Origin of the sequence: Dethiosulfatarculus sandiegensis (genome assembly GCF_000931935.2) — a bacterium.
Taxonomy (GTDB): Bacteria; Desulfobacterota; Desulfarculia; order Desulfarculales; family Desulfarculaceae; genus Dethiosulfatarculus; species Dethiosulfatarculus sandiegensis.
This window is the reverse complement of record NZ_AZAC01000011.1, coordinates 344,641-365,865: the sequence shown is the minus strand read 5'-3', so window position 1 is coordinate 365,865 and position 21,225 is coordinate 344,641. Positions and strand designations below refer to the sequence as shown.

Annotated in this window: 19 protein-coding genes and 1 riboswitch; of the genes, 11 read left to right on the top strand and 8 right to left on the bottom strand. The window is 52.6% G+C overall.

The window, feature by feature from the left end:
- Positions 1-173 precede the first annotated feature (173 nt).
- Both X474_RS27040 and X474_RS27035 read left to right on the top strand, forming a co-directional pair.
- Complete coding sequence (locus tag X474_RS27040) at positions 174-944, top strand: TRAP transporter substrate-binding protein (protein WP_044348287.1); 771 nt, start codon at positions 174-176, stop codon at positions 942-944.
- The gene (locus tag X474_RS27035; RefSeq protein ID WP_044348285.1) at positions 925-1,248 is read left to right on the top strand and encodes a type 2 periplasmic-binding domain-containing protein; all 324 of its coding nucleotides are present in this window, start codon (positions 925-927) and stop codon (positions 1,246-1,248) included. The genes X474_RS27040 and X474_RS27035 overlap by 20 nt, the downstream gene beginning before the upstream one ends.
- A gap of 7 nt (positions 1,249-1,255) precedes the next feature.
- Here X474_RS27035 and X474_RS26475 read toward each other — a convergent pair whose 3' ends face one another.
- On the bottom strand, positions 1,256-1,483 hold the full coding sequence (locus tag X474_RS26475; protein ID WP_044348283.1) for a hypothetical protein: 228 nt from the start codon (positions 1,481-1,483) through the stop codon (positions 1,256-1,258).
- A 46-nt stretch (positions 1,484-1,529) separates the two neighbouring features.
- Between X474_RS26475 and X474_RS09150 the strand changes: the two genes are divergently transcribed.
- The 3 genes from X474_RS09150 to X474_RS09140 all read left to right on the top strand — a co-directional run bounded on the left by X474_RS09150 (position 1,530) and on the right by X474_RS09140 (position 4,922).
- Positions 1,530-2,006 carry a TRAP transporter small permease subunit gene (locus X474_RS09150; protein WP_044348281.1) on the top strand — a complete coding sequence of 159 codons (477 nt, stop codon included), beginning with the start codon at positions 1,530-1,532 and terminating at the stop codon, positions 2,004-2,006.
- A gap of 71 nt (positions 2,007-2,077) precedes the next feature.
- A complete protein-coding gene (locus X474_RS09145) occupies positions 2,078-3,400 on the top strand; it encodes a TRAP transporter large permease (RefSeq protein ID WP_044348280.1) in 1,323 nt (440 codons plus the stop codon).
- Between the two features lie 103 nt (positions 3,401-3,503).
- On the top strand, positions 3,504-4,922 hold the full coding sequence (locus X474_RS09140) for an amidohydrolase family protein (protein ID WP_044348444.1): 1,419 nt from the start codon (positions 3,504-3,506) through the stop codon (positions 4,920-4,922).
- 199 nt (positions 4,923-5,121) lie between these two features.
- Here X474_RS09140 and X474_RS09135 read toward each other — a convergent pair whose 3' ends face one another.
- The 7 genes from X474_RS09135 to X474_RS09105 all read right to left on the bottom strand — a co-directional run bounded on the left by X474_RS09135 (position 5,122) and on the right by X474_RS09105 (position 14,389).
- On the bottom strand, positions 5,122-6,141 hold the full coding sequence (locus X474_RS09135; RefSeq protein ID WP_044348443.1) for a class I SAM-dependent methyltransferase: 1,020 nt from the start codon (positions 6,139-6,141) through the stop codon (positions 5,122-5,124).
- Between the two features lie 61 nt (positions 6,142-6,202).
- Positions 6,203-8,287, bottom strand: a complete 2,085-nt coding sequence (locus X474_RS09130; protein ID WP_044348278.1) for a TonB-dependent receptor — start codon at positions 8,285-8,287, stop codon at positions 6,203-6,205.
- Entirely contained in the window at positions 8,272-9,606 is a 1,335-nt protein-coding gene (locus tag X474_RS09125; protein WP_044348276.1) for an MFS transporter, read from the bottom strand. The genes X474_RS09130 and X474_RS09125 overlap by 16 nt, the downstream gene beginning before the upstream one ends.
- 331 nt (positions 9,607-9,937) lie before the next feature.
- Complete coding sequence (locus X474_RS09120) at positions 9,938-10,948, bottom strand: helix-turn-helix domain-containing protein (protein ID WP_197282037.1); 1,011 nt, start codon at positions 10,946-10,948, stop codon at positions 9,938-9,940.
- A 121-nt stretch (positions 10,949-11,069) separates the two neighbouring features.
- Positions 11,070-11,263: riboswitch (cobalamin riboswitch) on the bottom strand.
- A 281-nt stretch (positions 11,264-11,544) separates the two neighbouring features.
- Entirely contained in the window at positions 11,545-12,720 is a 1,176-nt protein-coding gene (locus X474_RS09115; RefSeq protein WP_044348274.1) for a M20 metallopeptidase family protein, read from the bottom strand.
- Positions 12,721-12,756: 36 nt separating this feature from the next.
- Positions 12,757-13,833, bottom strand: coding sequence for an S-methyl thiohydantoin desulfurase family protein (locus X474_RS09110; protein ID WP_044348272.1), 1,077 nt, complete (start codon positions 13,831-13,833; stop codon positions 12,757-12,759).
- Between the two features lie 85 nt (positions 13,834-13,918).
- A complete protein-coding gene (locus X474_RS09105) occupies positions 13,919-14,389 on the bottom strand; it encodes an Lrp/AsnC family transcriptional regulator (protein WP_052515039.1) in 471 nt (156 codons plus the stop codon).
- A gap of 440 nt (positions 14,390-14,829) precedes the next feature.
- Here X474_RS09105 and X474_RS09100 point away from each other — a divergent pair, with 440 nt between their 5' ends.
- The 6 genes from X474_RS09100 to X474_RS09075 all read left to right on the top strand — a co-directional run bounded on the left by X474_RS09100 (position 14,830) and on the right by X474_RS09075 (position 21,209).
- Positions 14,830-15,765, top strand: a complete 936-nt coding sequence (locus tag X474_RS09100) for a DUF1177 domain-containing protein (protein WP_044348270.1) — start codon at positions 14,830-14,832, stop codon at positions 15,763-15,765.
- Positions 15,765-16,451 carry an AroM family protein gene (locus X474_RS09095; RefSeq protein WP_044348268.1) on the top strand — a complete coding sequence of 229 codons (687 nt, stop codon included), beginning with the start codon at positions 15,765-15,767 and terminating at the stop codon, positions 16,449-16,451. Before X474_RS09100 ends, X474_RS09095 begins: the two co-directional genes overlap by 1 nt.
- Positions 16,452-16,564: 113 nt before the next feature.
- Positions 16,565-18,145: an ABC transporter substrate-binding protein gene (locus tag X474_RS09090; RefSeq protein WP_044348266.1), complete on the top strand. Its 1,581-nt coding sequence runs from the start codon at positions 16,565-16,567 to the stop codon at positions 18,143-18,145.
- A 79-nt stretch (positions 18,146-18,224) separates the two neighbouring features.
- The gene (locus tag X474_RS09085) at positions 18,225-19,232 is read left to right on the top strand and encodes an ABC transporter permease (RefSeq protein WP_044348264.1); all 1,008 of its coding nucleotides are present in this window, start codon (positions 18,225-18,227) and stop codon (positions 19,230-19,232) included.
- A gap of 13 nt (positions 19,233-19,245) precedes the next feature.
- Positions 19,246-20,187 carry an ABC transporter permease gene (locus X474_RS09080; protein WP_082464269.1) on the top strand — a complete coding sequence of 314 codons (942 nt, stop codon included), beginning with the start codon at positions 19,246-19,248 and terminating at the stop codon, positions 20,185-20,187.
- 5 nt (positions 20,188-20,192) lie between these two features.
- Positions 20,193-21,209 carry an ABC transporter ATP-binding protein gene (locus X474_RS09075; protein ID WP_044348438.1) on the top strand — a complete coding sequence of 339 codons (1,017 nt, stop codon included), beginning with the start codon at positions 20,193-20,195 and terminating at the stop codon, positions 21,207-21,209.
- Positions 21,210-21,225 lie beyond the last annotated feature (16 nt).

The window sequence follows — 21,225 nt, the reverse complement described above, 5'->3', positions numbered from 1 at the left end:
CATCCAAACCCTAGGGCATTTCAGGCCTTGGCGATCAATAAATACTGCCGAGACCCGATTCTTTTCAGCATATTTTTGCGGGATTGTAGCATATGACCACCACGAATTTGTAATTGGCGGTTCTGCACTTCTTTTAAGTAGATTACATCGCACCTTACGGACTGGAGGGACATATGTCCGGCTTTAAGAAATCCCCGGCAATGGGATCCCGTTTTACTCTTTTTCTTGCAGCTTTTTTGGTCTTTTGTTTTCTGGGCGCTGCAACTCAGGCCAAAGCCCTAACCCTGACCTACGCCACCAACACCACGCCGACCGGTTTGCGGGGCGAGGCCGAGAAGATGTTTTTGGATGAGATCGAAAAACAGACTAACGGAAAGGTCAAGGTCCGGCCCTACTGGGGGCAGTCTCTGCTTAAAGGCAAGGAAATATTAAAGGGGATCAAAGATGGCGTGGTTGATATGGGTCATATCAATGTCAACTACTACCCCAAACGCCTCACCTTGAACAGCGCTGTGATCCTGGTCCAGCAGGGGCCTGTTAAATATGAAAACAAAATGTGGGTCTATGACAACATCTTCCGGGAAGTGCCCGCCCTGACCCAGGAGTACGCCAAGTTCAAGCAACAGATTATCTATAATTATTCTGTCCTGCCGGTCGGCGTTTGTTTTACCCAGCCGGTTAAATCCCTGGCCGACTTCAAGGGCAAGAGGGTGCGCGCTGCCAGCCGTTGGTCCTTGGCCATGCTCAAAGGGCCCGGGGCCACTCCGGTTTCAATCCCCTGGGGCGACTGCTACATGGCGCTTCAAACCAACGCGGTTGAGGGCGTTTACACAAACTACGACAGCATCAACCGCTCCAAACTGGATGAGGTTGCGCCCAATGTCTTTGTGATGCGTGAAATCTGGGTAAGCACTCCCCTACCTTGTGACCATAAACAGCCGTAAATGGAAATCCCTTCCCGACGATGTCAAGGCCGGTATTAAGAAAGCGGCTGAGGTTGCCCGGGCCAAATTCTCTAAAATCTATTCCTCCTGGTTTGACAAGATTGTCAAAGATCAGGAAAAAATGGGTTGTTTGGTGACCTTTGCCTCGCCTGAGGACATTAAGACCTGGGTGAGCCTTCCCCAGGTCCAGGAAATCGAGCAGCAGTGGGTTAAAGAGGCCAAGGCTCTTGGCATTAAAGACGCCAATGCCGTTTTGGAAAAGGTCAAGAACATCGTGGCTCAGGGCATTGCCCGAGACAAATAGATTCTAACTAGCAAACATCCGGCTTAAGTGAGGCCGCAAGGCCTCGCTCAATGCCATTGCCGGGCAGCCTGAAAGTGGGGCAAAGACGGCTTAGCAAAAGTTTTCGTTTGGCCAGAAATCCCTTGATAGCCGCCCCGTCGCTTGACCGCAGGCAAAGTTCCAAAAGGGTTTTGCCGGCAAGCTTTCGGATGCCCCGGCATAAGGACACATCTATTGAATCCGGTCGGACAATCATTTTCCGGCCGAGTTCCAGCCACCTTTTTTTATCAAGGTGAATTTAAATGCAAAAACAAATTACCAAGCTGAATCGTCTCTTTGCCGAGATCTGTGGCTGGCTTCTGATTGTGGTCATGCTGCTTTTGACCAGTGATTTCATATCAAGGGGGCTTTCCTGCCCCATAGTGGGTGTGGCCGAATCCGCGGTTTTCGCCATGGTCGCGGTTGTCTTCATGGGCCTGGGACATTGCGAGGAGCAAAAGGGCCATGTCCGGGTTGAAGCCGTTTTGGTCAGGCTGCCTGCCAAAGTTAGGGGCGTGTTCAATCTGTTTTGCTATTTACTGGGTTGTTTTGCCATTGGTGCGACCCTCTATGCCGTAACCGGCAATGCCATAGAAGCTTTTCTGGAAAAAGAGGCCATCGCAGGTCCCACTCCGCTGCTTACCTATCCGGTCAAGTTTGTGATGGTGGTTTCCCTGGTGCTCTATTTTATTCAGTTGTGCCTGAATGCCTATGCCCAGGCGCGGAACCTAACCAAATAACCAAAACGGAAGCATAAACGGTTTTTGGGGCGGAAACCCCTTCCCCCTGAAAAACCGATGAGGATTAGACCATGGATTTTACCCTTATAGGAACTCTCGGCATAATTTGCCTTTTGGCCTTGCTTGGGATGGGTGTGCATATTGTTATTGACTTCATCCTGGTGGGGCTGATCGGCACGGCGATTTTGGTTGGCTGGTCTTCGGGGCTCTCCCTTTTGGGCGAGACTATGTATTATTCCATAGCCTCTCCGACCTTCTGCGTTTTGCCTTTATTCATATTAATGGGAGCCTTTGCCACCAGGGGGGGATTTGCCGAACGGGCCTTTGAGAGCGTTCACATCCTGGCGGCCCGCATACCCGCCTCACTGGCGATCGCGACTTCTTTTGGCAGCGCCGTTTTTGCAGCTATCTGCGGTTCTTCCCTGGCCACGGCCACTATTTTCGGCAAACTGGCCTATCCGGAGATGCGGCGTCATAACTATGATAAATCCTTTTCCCTTGGCAGCATCGCCTCTGCCGGCACCTTTGCCTGCATGATCCCCCCCTCGGGGATGTTCATCTTGTTCGCCATCTTTACCGAGCAATCGGTGGGGCGGCTCTTTATGGCGGGTATTGTTCCCGGCCTGCTTACGGCCACCGTCTATGCCTTGTCCATGTTTATCCGGGCCAAGCTTAAGCCTGAACTGGCCCCCAGGGTGCCGGAGGAATGGAATGTAACCATTAAGGACAGGGCCAAAGCCCTAAAAAATATGTGGCCCATTTTGTTTTTGGCTTTCCTGGTTATCGGCGGAATCTATACCGGCATTTTCACCTCCACCGAAGCCGGGGCCGTGGGCGCTTTGGGAACTTTGATTTTCGGCCTGGTGGAAGGCAAGTTGCGTGAAAAGGGGCAGATCCGGGCGGCCTTGCGCGAATCGGCCCACACCGCCACCATGCTGATGTTTATTATCGTAACCGCTCTTTTCTTTAGCCGTTTCCTGGCTATCACCCGCATTCCCTTTGAATTGGCCGATTTTCTGCAACAGTGGGATGTGCATCGGTTGGTGATTTTGGCCAGTGTGCTGCTTCTTTGGCTGATATTGGGCATGCTGGTGGTGCAGGCCGCTGTTTTTGCCCTTACCTTGCCGATTCTTTTCCCGGTGGTTATCGCCCTGGGCTACGACCCCATCTGGTTCTGCGTTGTGGCCATGAAGCTCAACGAAATAGCGGGAGTCACCCCACCGGTGGGACTGAACGCCTTTGGCCTGGCCGGAGCCGCGGGAGACGGCACCAAGGTTGAAGAGGTATTCAAGGGGGTTTGGCCTTTTGTATTGTGCGATATCTTTATTTTGATTCTGCTCTTTTCTTTCCCCGACCTGGTGCTTTTCTTACCTAACGCCATGTTGGGTGGGTAGGTCTATCCGAGCCAGGTGCTGTTGCCTGATTTACGGTGTGACAGCGCCTGGTTTTCAAAAGAGCCGCGAACCGCTAGAGCTTTAAAAAAAGGCAAGTATGGCCATGAATGAATCATATGACATTGTTTTAAAAAACGGGCGGTTGATCGACCCGGTCAATCAAATCAACGGTAACTTCGACCTGGCTGTAAAAAACGGTAAGATAGCTGAAATCGCAGTGGATATTCCCGAGTCAAAAGCTCTGCGCAGCCTGAATCTCAAGGGGGCCTCCGCCATTCCCGGAATAGTGGATCTGCATATCCACGCCTCAAAATGGCTGGGAGGAAAACATTCCCATTATATGATGGCCAGGGCCGGGGTGACCACGGCCCTGGATATGGCGGGCCCCATCGAGGATTTTTTGGAGATTGCCCGGGATTACGGCGCAGGGCTGAACCTGGCTTGCCTGAATTACGTCAGGCCGGGTTACACTGTATCTTGCCATGATCCCTCCAGGGACGAACTTAAGGAGATGATGCTTAATTGCATGTCCCAGGGCGCCTTGGGCGTGAAGCTTCTGGGCGGTCATTATCCGGTTACACCAGAGGCCATAGACAGGACTATCGGCGTGGCTGGGGAATTAAACGCCTATGTGGCCTTTCACGCAGGATCAACCAACAAAAAATCAGATATCCTGGGAATGCTCGAGGCCATTGAGCTGGCCCAGGGGCGTCCCTTGCATATGGCCCATATCAACAGCTATTGTCGAGGCCAGGTTACTGATCTTTTGGATGAAACCCAAAAAGCACTTTTGGCTTTAAAGGAAAACCCCAATATTGTCTCAGAATCCTATTTGTCTCCCATAAACGGGACCAGCGCCAAATGCACAGATGGAGTTCCAGAGAGCCAGGTCACCATTAAGTGCCTTAAGGTCGGTGGTTTTGAAGGCACAGAGCAAGGCCTGGCCCAGGCCATAAAAAAAGGTTGGGCCCAGATAAACATGGAAAGCGACCGGAAGGTTGCCTTGGCTGTGGGTGAAGAGGCCCTGGCCTATTGGCGCAGCCATGAAACAAACACATTGGTCTGCTTCAAGGTGAACCCGCCTGAGCCCCGACTGGTTCTGGCCTCTGCCAAACGGGACGACAAAAGCTTTGCCGTTGACTGCCTCAGCACAGACGGCGGCGGCATCCCCAGGAACACCACCGTGGCCATGGGCCTGGCCCTGGTCAAGCTGGGGGCCTTGAGCCTGGAAGAGTTTGTCACCAAAACCAGCACCAACCCGGCTTCGATCTTGGGATTGCCCCAAAAAGGGCATCTGGGTCAAGGTTCCGATGCTGATATCACAGTGGTTGACCTTGAAAAATGCAGCTGCGTCATGTCCATTGCCGGTGGTGAATTGATCATGAAACACGGCGAGTTGACCGGTTCGGGAACCACCATCATAACCAGCCCGCTCGGGGAAGAGGCTCTTAAGGCCCAGGGATTCAAGACCCAAAAGACCGGCTCGGTTTTAATGAAACTACCGAGGAATTCGGCGGCTTAAGGCGGGGGAAACAAGCATGTTGTTAATGGTATCGGGTTTGATGATGGTTTAGAATAAATACCCGCCGTTTGTTTTTAAATTTACCGCAGATGAACCCCACCGGGGAGCCGAAAGGCTTCCCGGTGGTTTGTACCGATTCAGCTTGTTTTTCATTTCCCGGCAGCCGATTGCGCTACCAGCCGCCTGGTCAGTCTGGTTTCTATTTTCGCGCTATATCCAGATCCATGGGGCCCCAGCCGGTATCCACTGTTTGGGACCTCACGCTGCGGAAACCGGCTTTTATCATTTCTTCGGCAATTTCGCCCTGGTTGAATGCCCGCAAAGGATGGTTTTGTATGGACCAGGCCATGGTGCAGAGCACGAAGAAGTGGGGCTGGGTGGCTTCGTGGGTCAGGCCCTCGGAGAGGTTTATAAAGACTCCGTTTGGGTTCAAGGCGTTATAGATTTTTTTCACCACCGGCTGGAGGTTTTGCTGGGCGAAATTCAAGGTGGAGCTGGCCCAGATCAGGTCATAGCCTTTGCCGATGGGGTCTTGATTATAATCACCGGCCAGCACCTCCATGCGATCCTGCATCTGGTATTCGTCAATGAATTTGGCCGCAACCTTGGTCGAAGGCTTTCGATCAAATATCACCCCCCTCATGTCGGGGTGACTGCTCACTATGGCCAGGCCAAATATTCCCGGCCCGCCGCCAAGGTCCAGCATTTTTTTAAACTCGGGGAATTCTGGCATTTTTGACACCACTTCCGCCATCTGCTGGGCTGTTCCGGCCCTTGCACAATTGGCCATGGCGGAGGCGAAACGGCCCCACTTTTCCTCTGACTGATCGGAGGTGTCTTTAGGGGTGGAATCCGGCCCTTTTTTAACCATGTTGTACAGATCGGAGATCATCATATCCCGCATGCCGCTTTGCATGAGAAAAGCCTCGCCCAGAGAGGTGGGTTGGTTTTTCAGCAAAAAAGTCCGAGATGTGATGGTGTTTTTGAAGTATCCGTTTTCTTTTTCCAATAAAGCGCAGGATACAAGGGCGTTTAGCAAGTAGTTGGTGCTTACCGGGTCGGTTTCAATGGCTTCGGCCAACTGCTCCGCTGTCTTGGGAGTGACGAGATAATCAAAAACTTCCAGGCGGATACTGGTTATAAGTAATGTTGATTCAACCGAGGAATACAACATGTTAAACAATCCGGCGGCGCTTGTTTCTACTTCTGGCAAAATCATTTTCCCCATCTCCTTGGCGGTTTGTTGGGAAAGGCCGAAACGGCCTTTCCCAACCACGTGCTTAGAACCTGTAACCCACTGTGACGCCAAAGGTAAGGGGAGGGCCGTCCATGGCGTAAAGGTTGGAGCCATTGGGCTGGAACCAGGTCAGGTATTCCTGGTCAAACAGGTTTTTGCTCCATACATAGGCCTCCCAGTTTTCTTTTTCATAGCCCACGCGCAGGTTCACGAGTTGGTAGGCTTCCTGCTCGCAACTGTTGGCCGCATCGCCATAAAACTGGCCGGTCCCGAACAGGTCGACCCGTCCCATAAAGCCGTTTTCCGCCCGGTACTGGATGCCTGCATTGTAGGTGTACTTGGGGGCGTAGGGCAGGTAATTGCCTTCCAGATCCTGGGTGACTACATCTGTATAAGAGGAGTTCCAGGCTGAAGAAAGGAAATTATCGAATTTGGCTTGGGTATAGCCCAGGTTGGCAAAGACCTCCAACCCCTCTGTGGGTTTGGCCGTCACCTGGATCTCAAAACCATAAGAAGATGCCTCGGCAGCGTTGGCTATAGTGTTCAAATGGGTGACCGGTTCAATATTGGAAACCTGCTTATCCTCGGTGGTTATGTAAAATAAGGCCAGGTTGACGCCCAAGCGGTTCTCCAGCCAATTGGTTTTAAGGCCAATCTCATAGTTCCAGCTATACTCGGGATCAAAATTAAAGGTATTTTCAGTGGGATTCATGCACCAGTTATAGCCACCGGCCAAGTACCCCTTGGCAACTGTGGCATAGGCTGTGGCATCAGGGGTTGCGTCATAGGAAATGGAAATTTTTGGCAGCAGCTCCGTAAAGTCAAGATCCTCTTGTAAAGATACGTTGGTGACTGGATTTTTATAATCTCCTTCCAGGTTTTGATTATCCAGTCGCAGCCCAAAGGTGAGGCGCAACTCCGGGATTATGGCGTAGGTTGCCTGACCAAAGGCCGCATAACCCTGGGATTGGATTTCGGCTATGTGATGGCTGAGCACCCGGTTTGCAGTAATGGATTTATTTTCATGATTTGTATTGGTTTCTTCAAAAGAAGCAAACAAGCCGCCGAGCCATTGCAATCTGCCGTTGCCGGTTGAATTGATGCGGATTTCCTGACTGTACTGACTGTCGTCATAGGTGTAGTCATTGGTCATCCTTCTGGCGGAGTTGTCCCAGAGGTCAGAGTCGTTGAATTTTGAATAAGTTCTGTATGTAACACCGGTAACTGAGGTCAGTTTCCAGTTGTCCGCTTGGTAGTTGATGTTCAGAACCTGGCTATTGCCGTTTTCCTTGAAGTGTTCATCAACCTCATCATGCCTGGTTTCAAAAGGGCTGGTGATGTTGGAGCCTTTGGCATACCGGAATACGCCAACCGTGTCGTCGGTGTTCACCAGATCTGCAATCAGGGATATGTCCCAGGCCTCGGAAGGGGTCCAGCGAAGGGTGGCGCGGCCGTTAAAGCGGTTAACTGAGGCTACATCGTCATCCCCATAGTGGATATTTTCTATGTAACCGTCTGAATACTTGTATTGGGCGGCAGCTCCCAAAAAGAGTTTGTCTTTTATTACGGGTCCGCTGACCTTGGCGACACCCCGGTAGGAATTATAGTTTCCGTATTCTCCCAAAATTTTGCCGCGCAGAGTGTTGTCCGGTTGTTTGGTGATGATGTTGATAACTCCGGATTCAGAGTTCCTTCCATATAAAGTGCCTTGGGGCCCCTTCAGAATTTCAATGCGTTCAACATCAAAAAGTTCATTGTCATGCATGTAGTGCAGAGCGTAACCCACGCCGTTGACATAATAGGCCGCAGGTGAATTAAGAGATGAGCCAAAAGAAGATATACCGCGAATAACGATTACGTTTTCAAATGGTGAATCCTTCATGAACACGTTGGGGCTGAACCTGGTCAGATCCATAGTGTTTTGCATTATGGCATCTTCAATAAAGATGTCTGACATTACATCCATTGCTATGGGGACTTTTTGGGGGTCTTCTGCGCGTTTTTGGGCAGTTACGGTCAATTTTTCTATTTGATGTGTTTTTTGGGTCTTTTCCTGCTTTGCAAAAGCCGTCAGGCTGAAAACAAGTACAAGGTAGAGGGTGAGAGCTGTGGTTAGTTTTTTCTGCATGGTTTAACTCCAGGCCGGTTTAATTGATTGGAAGTTCCATCTGTTTGTTTTTTGATGTTTATGGGGGGGCGGTTTTCCGAATATGCCAGTTTTTTTCGGAGTAGCCTCTCGCCGATGAATATCGCCAAAATGCCGCTAAGGGCTAAAAACGAGAATATGTTGAAGTAGCCGATTTGATCGCAGACCCAACCTGACAAAGGCATAAAGGCAAAGCCTATGAGATGGCCTGCGCTGCTTAATACGGCGTAGTTAGTGGCGGATTGTTGCCCAGCGCTCATGGTCATGGTCATGCTGTAGGTGAGTACGCTGAGTATGCCCATAACCAGTCTGTCTATGCCGATAATCGCACCGAACTGCCAGATGGCCGGTGAGCTGTGCTGAGATAAGAGGGCTGATAAAAGGCTCACAGCGGCTGCTCCCAGGCAGCCCGTGATAAAGACCCGTTTGGCCCCCAGACGGCGTAAAAGTGTGCCTCCGGCCAGGGAGCCAAGGATAGCAATGGGGGTTCCGATCCATATGTTGATCCGGCCCAGTTGGGCGGGATTTATCCCCAAATCAACCAGCAAAGGCAGACGCAACTGATTGCCCACCTGGTCGAAGATGGTTACCAGGGCGAGAAACACCAGAAACCAAAGCGCCTTTGGCTGACGCAGAACATAGAGGGCGCTGGGGTGCCGCGGTTGTTCAGCGGATTTTGAAAGCAGGCCCAACGATGAAGAAACGGGTTTTATTTCCCGGTGAAAGATAATTGGAAGCATGAGGAAAAGTTGTAGCAGGGTGATGATGAAAACAGTCTGCTTCCAGCCCAGGGTTTGATAAACAATTATGAAGACCCCGGCCCCCAGCATATAACCAAGCAGGTACCCCACCATCTGGATAGTATTGCCCCAGGGTCTTTGTTCCGGCTTGAGGATATCTGTGGCATATCCATCCACCGCGATATCGATCGTTGCATAGAGAAAATTTAAGACAAAAACCAGGCCCAGGAACGGGGCCAAGTCACCGGATGGCGGTGTGACGGCAAGTATGGGAAGAATGATCCAGGAAAGACCCAATAAAGGTGTAATCCAGGACTTTCTTTTCCCCAGACGGCTATTGAAGTATCTATCCACCAAAGGAGCATGGATAAATTTAAGCGCCCATGGGCTGTAAACCAGGGCGGTGAATCCTATTGTCCCCAGACTCACGCCCTGCTTGCGCAAAATCAAGGGCAGCAAAGTCCAGGTAAAGGTCAGGAAAACCTTTTGAGATATGTACATAAGAAACAAAAGGGTTAATTTGCCGGCGGTGCTTGGACTGCTTTTTTGTTTGATTTTCATGGTTTGCCTGAAATGATCCGGATTATTTTTATGTCGCCGAATTAACCGCTGATCAATTTTGTTATCGGGCAGGTCTAGTCCATGGGGGCCTTCAATCCGTCCCCTCTCGGCGCAGACTCAAAATAAAACCGACCCATGCATATTTTTTGCCTGATGTGGCGGCAATATGATTGTGCGATTTGCATACTTTGTTGTGATATATGCATTTTTTTAGAAAAGGCCTATTTTGGCAGAAAAACGGCTTCAAAACTGAATTGAGAAAGGCGGTATTCAGCCTGGAAGCTTTGAATACAGGCAATGGGTGCTACTGTGAATTAGCGGCTGTTTGTGGTCAGTGTACAGAAATTCCAGCCAGCCCCTTTCTGCGGACAAGGTTAGGCGTCTGCCCGAAATGCCTGCGAAAGGCGTTGCAGAAATTGGCTTGATCGCTGTAGCCCACGCTCAAGGCTATTTCCGAGAGGCTGGAATCTGTTTCATGAAGCAGTGACAATGCCTTGGAAAGCCTGGCCTGGCGCAGAACGTTAAAGACCGTGCCCCCGTAGAGCTGCTTGAAACAGTGGTTCAGTTTGTTGCGGTTCATACCGACCATCAGGCTCAGGTCCTGCAGACTGGGCGGCCTTTCTATACGCTTGAGTAGAATATGATAGGCTTCTCTGGCTCGTTCCAGATCCTTGGGATAAAAGTCGGTGCAGGCTTCATGATGCATACTGCCCAATTTATGCAGCTGACGGGCAATCAGCTCCAGGACCTTGCCTTCCAAATAAATATTTCCAAGATCACCCTGAAAAGGACAGTTCATGATTTGCTTCAGAATCAAAAGGGTTTCCCCCTCAATCGGGCTTTGATATTGGAAGGTTTTTTCGGAGGAATTGCCAAAGGAAGGCCGGTCCAGGTCTGCGAGAGGCTCCGGCAACTTGGCGAACAGCCCTCGGAATAAGGATTTGGAAATATAGACAGACAGACCGGTCAGGCGGCCTGATGGGGATTGGGTGCCTCCTTTGGTTTTAGGCAAAAATGCCAAAAGGCTTTCTCCCGCGGCTCTTTCCATGACTGTTTTCCCGCCGTTGTCATGCTTCATTGAGCAGCGGATCGGTAAATTCAGGTTATAGGAAAGGCTGACCGGCGACTCATATATATCAAAGTCTACATTCAGGCCTTTGGAGTGATATTGGTCGCAGATGGTTATTTCCAGGCCCGGTTTGATATGGATGACTTGTAAAGCGCCGGTCTCTTTTTTTTCTTTGAGCCTGGCTTTAGGGGGAGGTCCTGATTCTGGCTGATTGACATAACGGTTTATCAGGTAATTACTTTTTTGAGGCGAGCTGATTACTTTCGACCGCATCTTCATCTGACTTTCGTTTTAAGCCCGTGGTTTCAAAAAAAAACCGAAATCGATATGCATCGATCCCGGGATTTCCCTTTTATCCACAGGCTTGTGTAGGCACCTAACACCCGTAGGCCTTTATCCTACTTAGACCCAGGCAGGTCTTCTGGCTTCCACCAACCGCTGTCGGCCTTCCCGTTTCCTTGGAAACAGTGGCGCTTAAAGACAGTGGTTTCCGGTTGATTCTCCGGCGGTGGTTACAGCGACGGGCTCGCCCCCGATTTCCACGGGATTCCCTATTGAGCTGAGAGCACCTGAGTCTTTCATATAAGAGTCACTTTGGATTACATGAGGCTTCCCTTTTCTTTGTTAATCACTTGGTGGCAATGCGTATTATCACCAATTTTCAGGAAAAAGCAAAAGTAAAGTGTGGGGGATGGGCAGGTGTAATTTCGGATGAAAAAATGGTCGGCCTTTTAATGACAAGTGGTATCCGCATGGGTGCGAGGTTGAAGCACCCACGCCTTAACAAGAGGCGTATGCGGGCATTTTTTAAAAAAACCGGGAAGCCCCGAAGACTTCCCGGCTTGATTAAAATAGTATAAGTCTTTCCCTTACATTTTGAAATAATCCAGCACGCAACGGTGGAAGAATTCCACGCCGTGTGCCAGCATTTCCTCGTCCAGGTCAAAGTAGGGGGAGTGCAGGGGGTGGATCATGCCTTTTTCTTCGTTGCGGCAGCCAATGCGGCAGATGGAGCCTTTCACCACCTGGGCGTAAAAGGCAAAGTCTTCGCCGCCTGTGGTGGGCGGGAACCAGGCAACGTTATCCTCACCCAGGACTTTGGCCGCGGTGTTGTACATGAACTCGCTGACCTCTTCAGTGCCCACGCAAGGGGGATATCCGTCCAGGATTTCAAACTCGCACTTAACGCCATAGGAAAGCTCGAGGCCCTGGCAGATCTCGGTGAGGCGTTTGCGCACCAGGGTGCGGATTTCCGGTTTCAGGGTGCGGATGGTTCCTTCCATCTCCACCTTGTCCGGCAGCACGTTTGCTGTTGAGCCCGCCCTTAATTTGCCTACAGTGACAACCGCCGTCTCCAAGGCGTCAACGTTTCTGGCTACCATGGCGTTGACTGAATTGATAAACTGGGCAGCCGGAACCAGGGGGTCGTTGCCCTGATGGGGACGGGCCCCATGGGCGCCGGTCCCCGTAATGACCAGGGTGAAGCGGTCGGAAGATGCGTGGCTCTGCTTGTGGTAGAAGCCCGCGGTTCCAGTGTCCAGGTCGGGAGAGGCATGGCCCGCAATGATCCAGTCCACATCCGGGTCTTTTAACACACCCCGGTCTATGAGTCTTTGAGCACCGGCCCCGCCTTCCTCGGCGGGCTGGAAGATGAATTTAAGATTGCCGGGAATCTTGGCCAGTTCGCCGTTGTCGAAAAGGAGTTTGGCCACGCCGAGCATGATGGTGATATTGGCGTCATGACCGCAGGCATGCATTTTACCAGGTGTCTGAGACTTATACGTCGCGCCTGTTTTTTCTTCCATCGGCAAGGCGTCGATATCGGCGCGCAGGGCCAGGGTGGGGCCTTTATCCTGATTCGCCACCAGGCCGAGCACACCGGTGACATCTTCAAAGGTTTTGTTTTGGATGCTCAAGTCATCCAAGATGCCCTTGATTTTACCTGTGGTGCGCACCTCTTCATATGCGGTTTCAGGATGCTGGTGAATGTCGCGCCTGATCTCGCTCAGCCAGGCTTTCAATTCTGCTTTTTTGTTTTGGTCCATTTTATATATCGATCCTTTTTTGGTTGGATAGTTGGCTCAGTCCTGCCACAGGGCTTTACCCACTGCGTTTTCCGCTTCCTTGATTGCTTCCGGAATCAGCACGCCGCGGCCCAGGATGAGGTTTTCCCTGGGCGTATAGAGCACCGCAACTTCCTGGCCTTTTCCGGCTTCGGCCGAAGAGATCGGGATGCCGGTTTCAAGGGAGAGCAGGGTGATCAAATCCGGGAAGGTGGCCCTGCGTTCGCCCTGGCATTCGAGGGTCATGAATTCGTTCCAGAAGGTGAGTTCCATCCTGTTGTCACCGGCAACCGTTATCTCGCCCACGTCATAACCGCCTTGGGTGGTGATGTTTAAGCTTTCAATGCGGCCCCGGCAGACGACCTCACCGGGAAGGCTTTCGACAATAGCTTTGATAATTGCGTCTGCCCCTTGATCCCTGACGGCCATCATTTCCCGGCCAATCTTCATGGCATGCTGCATGGCCCCCACTGCGGCGTTTTCCTTGAGATAGGTTGCGGTCACCGGGTCGCGCATAACCGCCACCACACCGCCGGCCTCCACAGCGGCCTTTCTGATCATATTGGCCGTGTGGGTCAGGGAACCCCGGGCCGTCACCTCCAGATAGCGTCCAATCTCCGGATTGCCGCCTGCTGCGGTCTGGCGGGAGAGATAGCCTTTAACCCGGTTCAACCCCATGGCCCCCATAAGGCCGGTGGGATGGGCCCGGCCGTTTGCCGGAGCATCGACCACCGGCAGGCCGCTGGCCGCTGATTCAATCCAGCCGTTAACCCCGCTGCAAGAGCCGTTTTCATTGCAGATTATACCGGCGATTTCACCTCCACCCATCTGGCGGAAGAGTTCCAGTGCCCTGATGTGGTCCACGGGGCGGACCATTTTTTCCTTGGCTGCCGGGGCGCCGACCCCGGAGGAGGTTATGACCAGATCCTTTTCAGCAAGTTCGTCCAGGGTTGCCAGGGTCGGGGTCCCCAGATCCACGGCGACCTGGGCGTTATGCATGCCCGCCTTAATGGAGCCGCCTCCGCCTCCGCCCAAAACAGCCCCGCCTAAGACTGCGGCCTCTCCCGAGGCCATATCAAGCTTTGTGATGCCCATGATGCTTGCTCCTAGAGAACGTCTGTACGGCGCCCGGTGAAAAAAGGCCCCGGCCCGTCAGACGGAGAAAATCCTTCAAGCCGCCTTATAAAATGTAGCGGCAGCGATGGTTATAGCTTTTATAGATCTGGAACTGTTCCACCTTGTTGATGCCGTGGATTTTAGGCAGTTCCTCAAACATGAATTCATCCATTGTATAGTCTTCGTTAAACAGGATGAAGCACATCACATCGAATCGTCCGGTCACGCACACTGCCGCGATTACGCCTTTAAGCTCAGACAGTTCCCTGGCAATGCGAGCGGCCTGGTCCGGCACGGTGTTCATGCCGAGATAGGCGGTGTAGTGCCCCGGCATGGCCGCCGGGCTCACCATGGCCGCAATACGCAAAATGCCGGTGTCTATGAGCTTGGTGACCCTGCTGCGTACAGTGTTTTCGGCCACGCCCAGGCTCTGGGCGATCTCCTTAAAAGTTTTTCTTCCATCTGAGAGGTGACGAATAATTTCAATATTGATTTCATCCATCAAGGAGGTGCGGGAGTGCTTTGAGCCGGCCATATTACCTTACCTTTGACGTGTATTTTTAAATAAATTGGTAGATAATTATATGATATTATTAAAGAATATTTAACTGACCGCAACGATGGCCCAATAATATCATTTCGTTACGCTATTTTAAATAATTGGCTGCCAATGAATTATTTTTCATAAATTGCTGATTTATTCAAAAAATGGAAAAAAAACTGCATAAATCTCAATATATCGCAACAGCTTTGCGTTTTTTTTGCATAAACCAGCTCATTACCTGCAAATAGAATGATTTAAAAAGAAATATATGTCAATTATTTAATGAAATATTGCCGATTATTATTTTTTTTCATTAATAATTGACATAAACTGCTGAATATGTCTAAATAGTACAAAAGACCTATTCCCGCTTCATTAGGTGGAGCATCTTCTAGTGGGCATTTTGCCAATTCAAGACCGGTAGGAAATACATGCTACTAAAGGAAATCATCGAAATTTGTGACTTAATGGACGACCCCAAAGCCAGTGGCGCATCGCTTCACGAGCTGTTTGCTGGCTTGGATGTCCCGGATATTAAAATTCAGACCTTAAGTGGTGAGAAGGGGCAGACCGATGTGGTGAGCATCTGCATCCCCGGTTCCAAGGGCAAGACCGCCCAGGGCCAGGCTCCCACTTTGGGCATTTTGGGCACCTTGGGCGGGCTTGGCGCCAGGCCCGAGCTATTGGGGCTGGTCTCAGACGGAGACGGCGCTTTTGTCACCCTGGCCGCCGCCCTGAAGTTGGCCCGCATGCGCACCAGGGGCGACGTGCTGGAAGGCGATGTCATAGCCTCCACCCATATCTGCCCCAACGCTCCCACCCAGCCCCACGATCCCGCGCCTTTCATGGGCAGCCCGGTGGGCATCTTCGAACAGATGAGGGCCGAGCTTGATCCCGATATGGACGCCATCTTGAGCGTGGACACCACCAAGGGCAACCGGGTGATCAACCATACCGGTTTCGCCATCAGCCCCACTGTGTACAAGGGTTATATCCTGCGCACCAGTGAAGACCTGCTGCGGGTTCAGCAAACAGTGACTGGCGACTATCCCCAGGTCTTCCCCTTAACCACTCAGGACATAACGCCTTACGGCAATGGGGTGTATCACTTGAACAGCATCTTGCAGCCCTCTGTGCTGGCCGAATGCCCGGTGGTGGGTGTGGCCATAACCACCAAGGCCCCTGTGGCGGGATCAGCCACCGGCGCTGCCAGGCCCCAGAGCCTGGAAGAAGCGGCCCGTTTTTGTGTCGAGGTGGCCAAGAGTTTCGCTGTGGGTGATATATCTTTCTATGATGCCGAGCAGTTCGAACTTATGCAAAAACTTTACGGCTCCATGGATCACCTGCGCAAAGGCGGAAATGAATAATGCCGCGCCTTGGTGTGGTGACGGTGGGCCAGGCCCCCAGAAGCGATATCACCCCCCACATGGCATCCATGATCGGAGAGTCGGTTGAGCTTTTGGAGGCAGGCGCCCTGGATAATATGACCAAGGCCGAGTTGGCCGCCATGGCCCCGGTCGATGATGAAGTGCGTCTGGCCACGCGCCTGGCCGACGGCTCCCAGATAGTAATCTCCCATAACAAGACAGTGCCTTTGGTGCAAAAGCGTATAGCAGAGCTGAATCAAAAGGGCGTGGACCTGATTTTGATTATGTGCACCGGGCATTTCCCAACCTTTGAATCCAAGGTCCTGGTGCTTGAGGCCCAGAAGATAGTGGATCATGCCCTGGAGGCGGTGCTGGGGCCGGAACGCACCTTGGGTGTTTTTGTACCCTTGGCCGAGCAGGCAAAGGGAATTGCCGCTAACCTGAAACATATAACCCCCAATGTGGTGACGGTCAGCGCAAGCCCTTACCAGGATGTTGAGGGTCTCAACCGGGCTGCCGTTGAAATGGCGAACTTAAAGCCCGACCTGGTGGTCCTGCACTGTATGGGGTACCGGGAAGAACATCGCAGGATCATGTCTCGTGCCTTAAATATCCCGAGCATGGTGGCCAATTCCATGGTCGCCCGCACGATACGGGAGTTGCTCACAGGCATGGAAGCTGAATGACAGCAATAAACCCGGGCGGAAAGGGTCGGAGCGCGACCTTCCCCCGGGTTCATTTAACACCGGGGAAAGCCGGTAATAGATGTTCAACATAATCTCGTAAAGGAAGCTGCCTTATGAAAAAGAAAATGTTGATAATAGGGCTGGCGGCCCTGGTTTGCGCCTCCCTGGGTTTTGGCGACGCGGCCAATGCCCTGCAAAGGGTGGATGGAAAAATGGTGATGGTGATCGGCGGGCGTCAGCCTGCGCCGGATATTGACCCCAGCCATAAAACCGACTACTCCCGCCGCATGATCCAGCAGGCCTTTTACGATGGCCTGTTCAAGTACGTGGGTAACCCGGCCAAGGTGGAACCCTGGCTGGCCACTGGTTATGAAGCCAGCCCGGACGCCAGAATTTGGACCATCAAGATGGTCAAGAACGCCAAGTTCCACAATGGCGACCCGGTGACCGCCGAAGCGGTGAAATGGTCCATCGAGCGCACCCTGAAGCTGAACAAGGGCCCCTCCTGGATGCTCAGCGATGTTCTGGACCCCAAAAACATCACCGTGGTGGATGACTACACCATCAAGTTTGAGCTTAAAACCCCTTACGCCCCCTTTATTTCCGTTTTGCCCTGGTTCTATGTCATGAACCCCAAGCAGGTCATGGCCCACGCCAAAGACGGCGATTATGGTCAGGCCTGGCTCAAGGAGAACGAGGCGGGCAGCGGTCCCTTTACCAAGGGACGCTGGCAGCACGGCGTGCTTTACGAGATGAAGGCCGTGGCCGACTACTGGAAGGGCTGGCCGTCTCCCAAGCATCCGGATAGTGTCATCTTCAAGTTGATCCGTGAGACCAACTCTCTTAAGATCGGCCTGCAGAAAGGCCAGCTGGATATCGCCCTGGCCCTTTCCGCCGATGACTTCGACCTGCTCAAAAGTTACAAGGGCGTAAAAGTCACCAGCGACCCCGGCGTGACCACCCTGGGCCTTAAGATGAACACCCAAAAGGGCTACACCAAGGACATCAACATCCGTAAGGCCATCTGTTACGCGGTTGACTATGAGTCCATGTTGAAAACCGTAAACGGCAAGGCCGTCTTGGAAGACAGCCCCTTCCCCATCGGCCTCAAAGGCCATGTGGCCACCAAAGCCTATCGCCAGGATTTGGCCAAGGCCAAGGAATACATGAAAAAAGCCGGTTATCCTGATGGCGGCTTTGAGCTGGAATACGTCTATGTGCAGGGCCTGGATTCTGAAAAGAACATCGGCCTTTTGCTCATAGACAACCTGGCCAAGATCGGCATCAAGGTCAAGATGGTGCCTTTGACCTGGCCCAGTATGACCGCCCGCGGCTCCAAGGTTGAGACCAGCCCGGCCCTGATGGCCATTTTCGCCACTCCCAAGTTCAACGACCCCGACGCGGTTGCCTACCAGTACTACAAGAAATCCTGGGGCCGCTACTATGGCTCTTCCTTCTACGAGAATAAAGAGGTGTGGAAGCTGATCGAAGAGGCCCGCAGCATCTCCGACTGGGGAAAACGCGCTCCGATGTACAAAAAAATCCAGGAGATGATCATGGCCGACGCGCCCGAGGTCTTCTGCATGCAGCTTGATCGCCAGTTCGCTCTGCGCGATTACGTAAAGGGCTTTACCTTCTGCCCCGTGCGTTTCACCGCTGAAGTGGATATTTATCCTCTTTACGTCGGTAAGTAATTTAATCCACCAACAAACTTGAACGCCGGGCCAGATCGTCACGCCCGGCGTTCAAGTAAACGAGAGACCGCGCCTTGTCATGAAACAATATATTATAAAAAGGCTGCTGCTCATTTTCCTCACCATGCTGGGGCTGGTGACCATTACCTTCATGGTGGCCCGGGTTGCTCCGGGAGATCCGGCCCGGGCCGCGGCCGGTGAAGACGCCACCCAGGAGATGGTGGAGACCCTGCGGGAGGAATTCGGCCTTAACGAGCCGCTTTATGTGCAGTATGGCCAATACATGAAAGGCCTGTTCACAGGCGATCTGGGCAAATCCATCCGGACCCAGCACCTGGTGTCCAAGGATCTGGGCCGTTATTTCCCGGCCACTTTAGAGCTGACAGTTTTTTCTCTGATCATGGCGATTATATTCGCCATACCCCTGGGGGTTATATGCGCAGTGAAAAAGGACAGCCTAATAGACCACCTGGCCCGTGTCATGTCGGTCTCGGGCCTGGCGGTTCCCATGTTCTGGCTGGGGCTGATGCTTCAGCTTGTCTTTGCCCTTAACCTGGACCTATTCCCCACCGGCGGCAGGCTGGGCATGCTTACTGAACCGCCGCCGGCCGTCACCCATTTTTATCTTATAGACAGCCTTTTGGCCGGGCAGTGGGACACTTTCAAGGACGCGCTCAGCCATATCATCCTTCCTGCGGTGGTGCTTTCCTTCCCCGCCCTGGCCAGCATCATCAGGGTCAACCGGGCGGACATGCTGGAAGTGCTTAAGCGGGACTATATCACCAGCGCCAGGGCCCACGGCATCAGCCGGGCCCGCATTGTAGGTCAGTACGCCCTTAAAAACGCAATGATCCCCACCACCACCATGATCGGCCTCAGGTTCGGTTGGATGCTCGGCGGCACCATTTTGGTGGAAACGGTCTTTGACTGGCCGGGGCTGGGCCAGTATGCGGTGCAGTCGGCCGTGTATTCGGATTTCCAGCCCATCATGGGGGCCACCCTGGCCATTGGCATCAGTTTTATGGTGACCAACCTGATCATTGACCTACTTTACGGCTTCCTGGATCCCAGGGTCCGTTATGAATAAGAAGACTCAACAAATGACAGGCAAAAACACTCAAAATACCGAGGCCCAACCCCAAGAGAATCCCCAGAGTTCCTGGGCAAGATGGAAAGAGGAAAAGGAAAGTTCCATCCGCAATATGAAGCTTTCCTGGTACCTTTTCCGCAAAAGCCCCACTTCCATGCTCGGTGCTGTTATTGTGGGCATTTTTTTGATCATGGCGATGATCGGCCCCATGATCGTGCCATTTCCGGAAGACGCCACCGGCACCGTACATATAGAAAGAAAGCTCACCGCGCCCAATTCCACCCATCTCTTTGGCACAGATGAATTGGGCCGGGATATCTATACCAGGGTGGTTTTAGGCACCCGGATTTCCCTTCAGATAGGCCTTATCATCATTTTGGTGGCCATGGGCATCGGCGTTCCCCTAGGCGTAACCGCCGGTTATTTAGGCGGCCCCTTCGGGGAGCTGATAATGCGAATAACGGATATGTTCCTATCCATACCGGGGAGAATTTTTGCCTTGGCCGTGGTCGGGGCCATGGGGCCGGGCATGACCAACTGTATGATTGCCCTTTCCATTGTCTGGTGGCCGGGCTATGTGCGCCTGGTCCAGGGCCGCACCCTGGCGGTGCGCGAAGAGAGCTTTATCGAGGCGGCCCGCTCGGTGGGTGCCAAAAAGTGGCGCATTATCTTTAATCACATCCTGCCCAACTGTTCCTCGGTGATCATTGTCAAGGCCTCCATGGATATGGGCATGGCGATCCTGGCCGCCGCGGGCCTGGGCTTTATCGGCCTGGGCGCCCAGCCTCCCATGCCCGAGTGGGGCGTGATGATCAGCGAGGGCAGAAACTTCCTGCCCGAGTGGTGGTGGTATGCCACCTTCCCCGGCCTGGCCATCTTCACTACGGTCCTGGGGTTCAACCTGTTGGGTGACGGGCTCAGGGATATCCTGGACCCCCAGAGCAGAGGATGATCCCCATGAATAACGAGCAAACTAAAAATATTCTGGAAATAAAAGACCTGGCGCTTCATTTCGACACCTTTGAAGGCACGGCCAAGGTTTTGGACGGCGTTTCCCTGAGCCTGACCCATGGCGACACCCTGGGTGTGGTCGGTGAAACAGGTTGCGGAAAATCCATCACCTCAAAAGCGGTCCTGGGCCTTTTGCCCGTGCCTCCGGCCCGCATCCCCCGAGGCGAGATATTTTTCAAGGGCGACGACCTGTTGAAAAAAAGCCCCAAGGAGATCAGCAAGGTGAGGGGCACCAAGATCGCCATGATCTTTCAGGACCCCATGACTTATCTAAACCCGGTCTTCAGCATTGAAAAGCAGATGACCGATGTGATAATCCGCCATTCCAGGCAAAACGGAAGCCCGCTTAATAAAAAACAGGCCATTGAAAAGGCGGTGGAGCTTTTGAAGGCCGTGCAGATACCCAGCCCGGACCAGCGCATCAGGGAATACCCGCACGAGTTCAGCGGGGGCATGCGCCAAAGGGTGCTTATCGCCATGGCCCTTTCCGGAGAGCCGGAACTTCTGATAGCCGATGAACCCACCACCGCCCTGGATGTGACGATTCAGGCCCAGATCTTAAGGCTTTTGAGAGACCTGGTGAATCGTCTGAACCTCTCTATCCTTTTGATCAGCCACGACCTGGGCGTGGTGGCCAAGCTTTGCCACAGGGTGGCTGTGATGTATGCGGGCAATGTGGTGGAAACCTCTACCATAGACAGAATTTTCACCGCGCCTTTGCATCCCTATTCCCAGGGGCTTTTGCGCTCCATCCCCAGGCTCAAAAAGAGGGAGGATTCCCTGGAGGGCATTGCCGGCAGCATCCCTAGCTTTATTAACCCGCCCAAGGGTTGCCGCTTTGCGCCCCGCTGCCCCAAGGTCATGGATATCTGCGGAAATGTAAAGCCGATCCTGACCGAGGTGGAACCCGGGCACAGTCTGGCCTGTCACCTTTTTCCGGCCTGCCGCCCTGCAGACGCTTGAGACCGAGGTAATTTAA

Bases quoted from the DNA above. Each gene is read 5' to 3' on its own strand.
- X474_RS27040 (WP_044348287.1), top strand. From the start codon at position 174: ATGTCCGGCTTTAAGAAATCCCCGGCAATGGGATCCCGTTTTACTCTT.
- X474_RS26475 (WP_044348283.1), bottom strand. From the start codon at position 1,483: ATGATTGTCCGACCGGATTCAATAGATGTGTCCTTATGCCGGGGCATC.
- X474_RS09150 (WP_044348281.1), top strand. From the start codon at position 1,530: ATGCAAAAACAAATTACCAAGCTGAATCGTCTCTTTGCCGAGATCTGT.
- X474_RS09145 (WP_044348280.1), top strand. From the start codon at position 2,078: ATGGATTTTACCCTTATAGGAACTCTCGGCATAATTTGCCTTTTGGCC.
- X474_RS09140 (WP_044348444.1), top strand. From the start codon at position 3,504: ATGAATGAATCATATGACATTGTTTTAAAAAACGGGCGGTTGATCGAC.
- X474_RS09135 (WP_044348443.1), bottom strand. From the start codon at position 6,141: ATGATTTTGCCAGAAGTAGAAACAAGCGCCGCCGGATTGTTTAACATG.
- X474_RS09130 (WP_044348278.1), bottom strand. From the start codon at position 8,287: ATGCAGAAAAAACTAACCACAGCTCTCACCCTCTACCTTGTACTTGTT.
- X474_RS09125 (WP_044348276.1), bottom strand. From the start codon at position 9,606: ATGAAAATCAAACAAAAAAGCAGTCCAAGCACCGCCGGCAAATTAACC.
- X474_RS09120 (WP_197282037.1), bottom strand. From the start codon at position 10,948: ATGCGGTCGAAAGTAATCAGCTCGCCTCAAAAAAGTAATTACCTGATA.
- X474_RS09115 (WP_044348274.1), bottom strand. From the start codon at position 12,720: ATGGACCAAAACAAAAAAGCAGAATTGAAAGCCTGGCTGAGCGAGATC.
- X474_RS09110 (WP_044348272.1), bottom strand. From the start codon at position 13,833: ATGGGCATCACAAAGCTTGATATGGCCTCGGGAGAGGCCGCAGTCTTA.
- X474_RS09105 (WP_052515039.1), bottom strand. From the start codon at position 14,389: ATGGCCGGCTCAAAGCACTCCCGCACCTCCTTGATGGATGAAATCAAT.
- X474_RS09100 (WP_044348270.1), top strand. From the start codon at position 14,830: ATGCTACTAAAGGAAATCATCGAAATTTGTGACTTAATGGACGACCCC.
- X474_RS09095 (WP_044348268.1), top strand. From the start codon at position 15,765: ATGCCGCGCCTTGGTGTGGTGACGGTGGGCCAGGCCCCCAGAAGCGAT.
- X474_RS09090 (WP_044348266.1), top strand. From the start codon at position 16,565: ATGAAAAAGAAAATGTTGATAATAGGGCTGGCGGCCCTGGTTTGCGCC.
- X474_RS09085 (WP_044348264.1), top strand. From the start codon at position 18,225: ATGAAACAATATATTATAAAAAGGCTGCTGCTCATTTTCCTCACCATG.
- X474_RS09080 (WP_082464269.1), top strand. From the start codon at position 19,246: ATGACAGGCAAAAACACTCAAAATACCGAGGCCCAACCCCAAGAGAAT.
- X474_RS09075 (WP_044348438.1), top strand. From the start codon at position 20,193: ATGAATAACGAGCAAACTAAAAATATTCTGGAAATAAAAGACCTGGCG.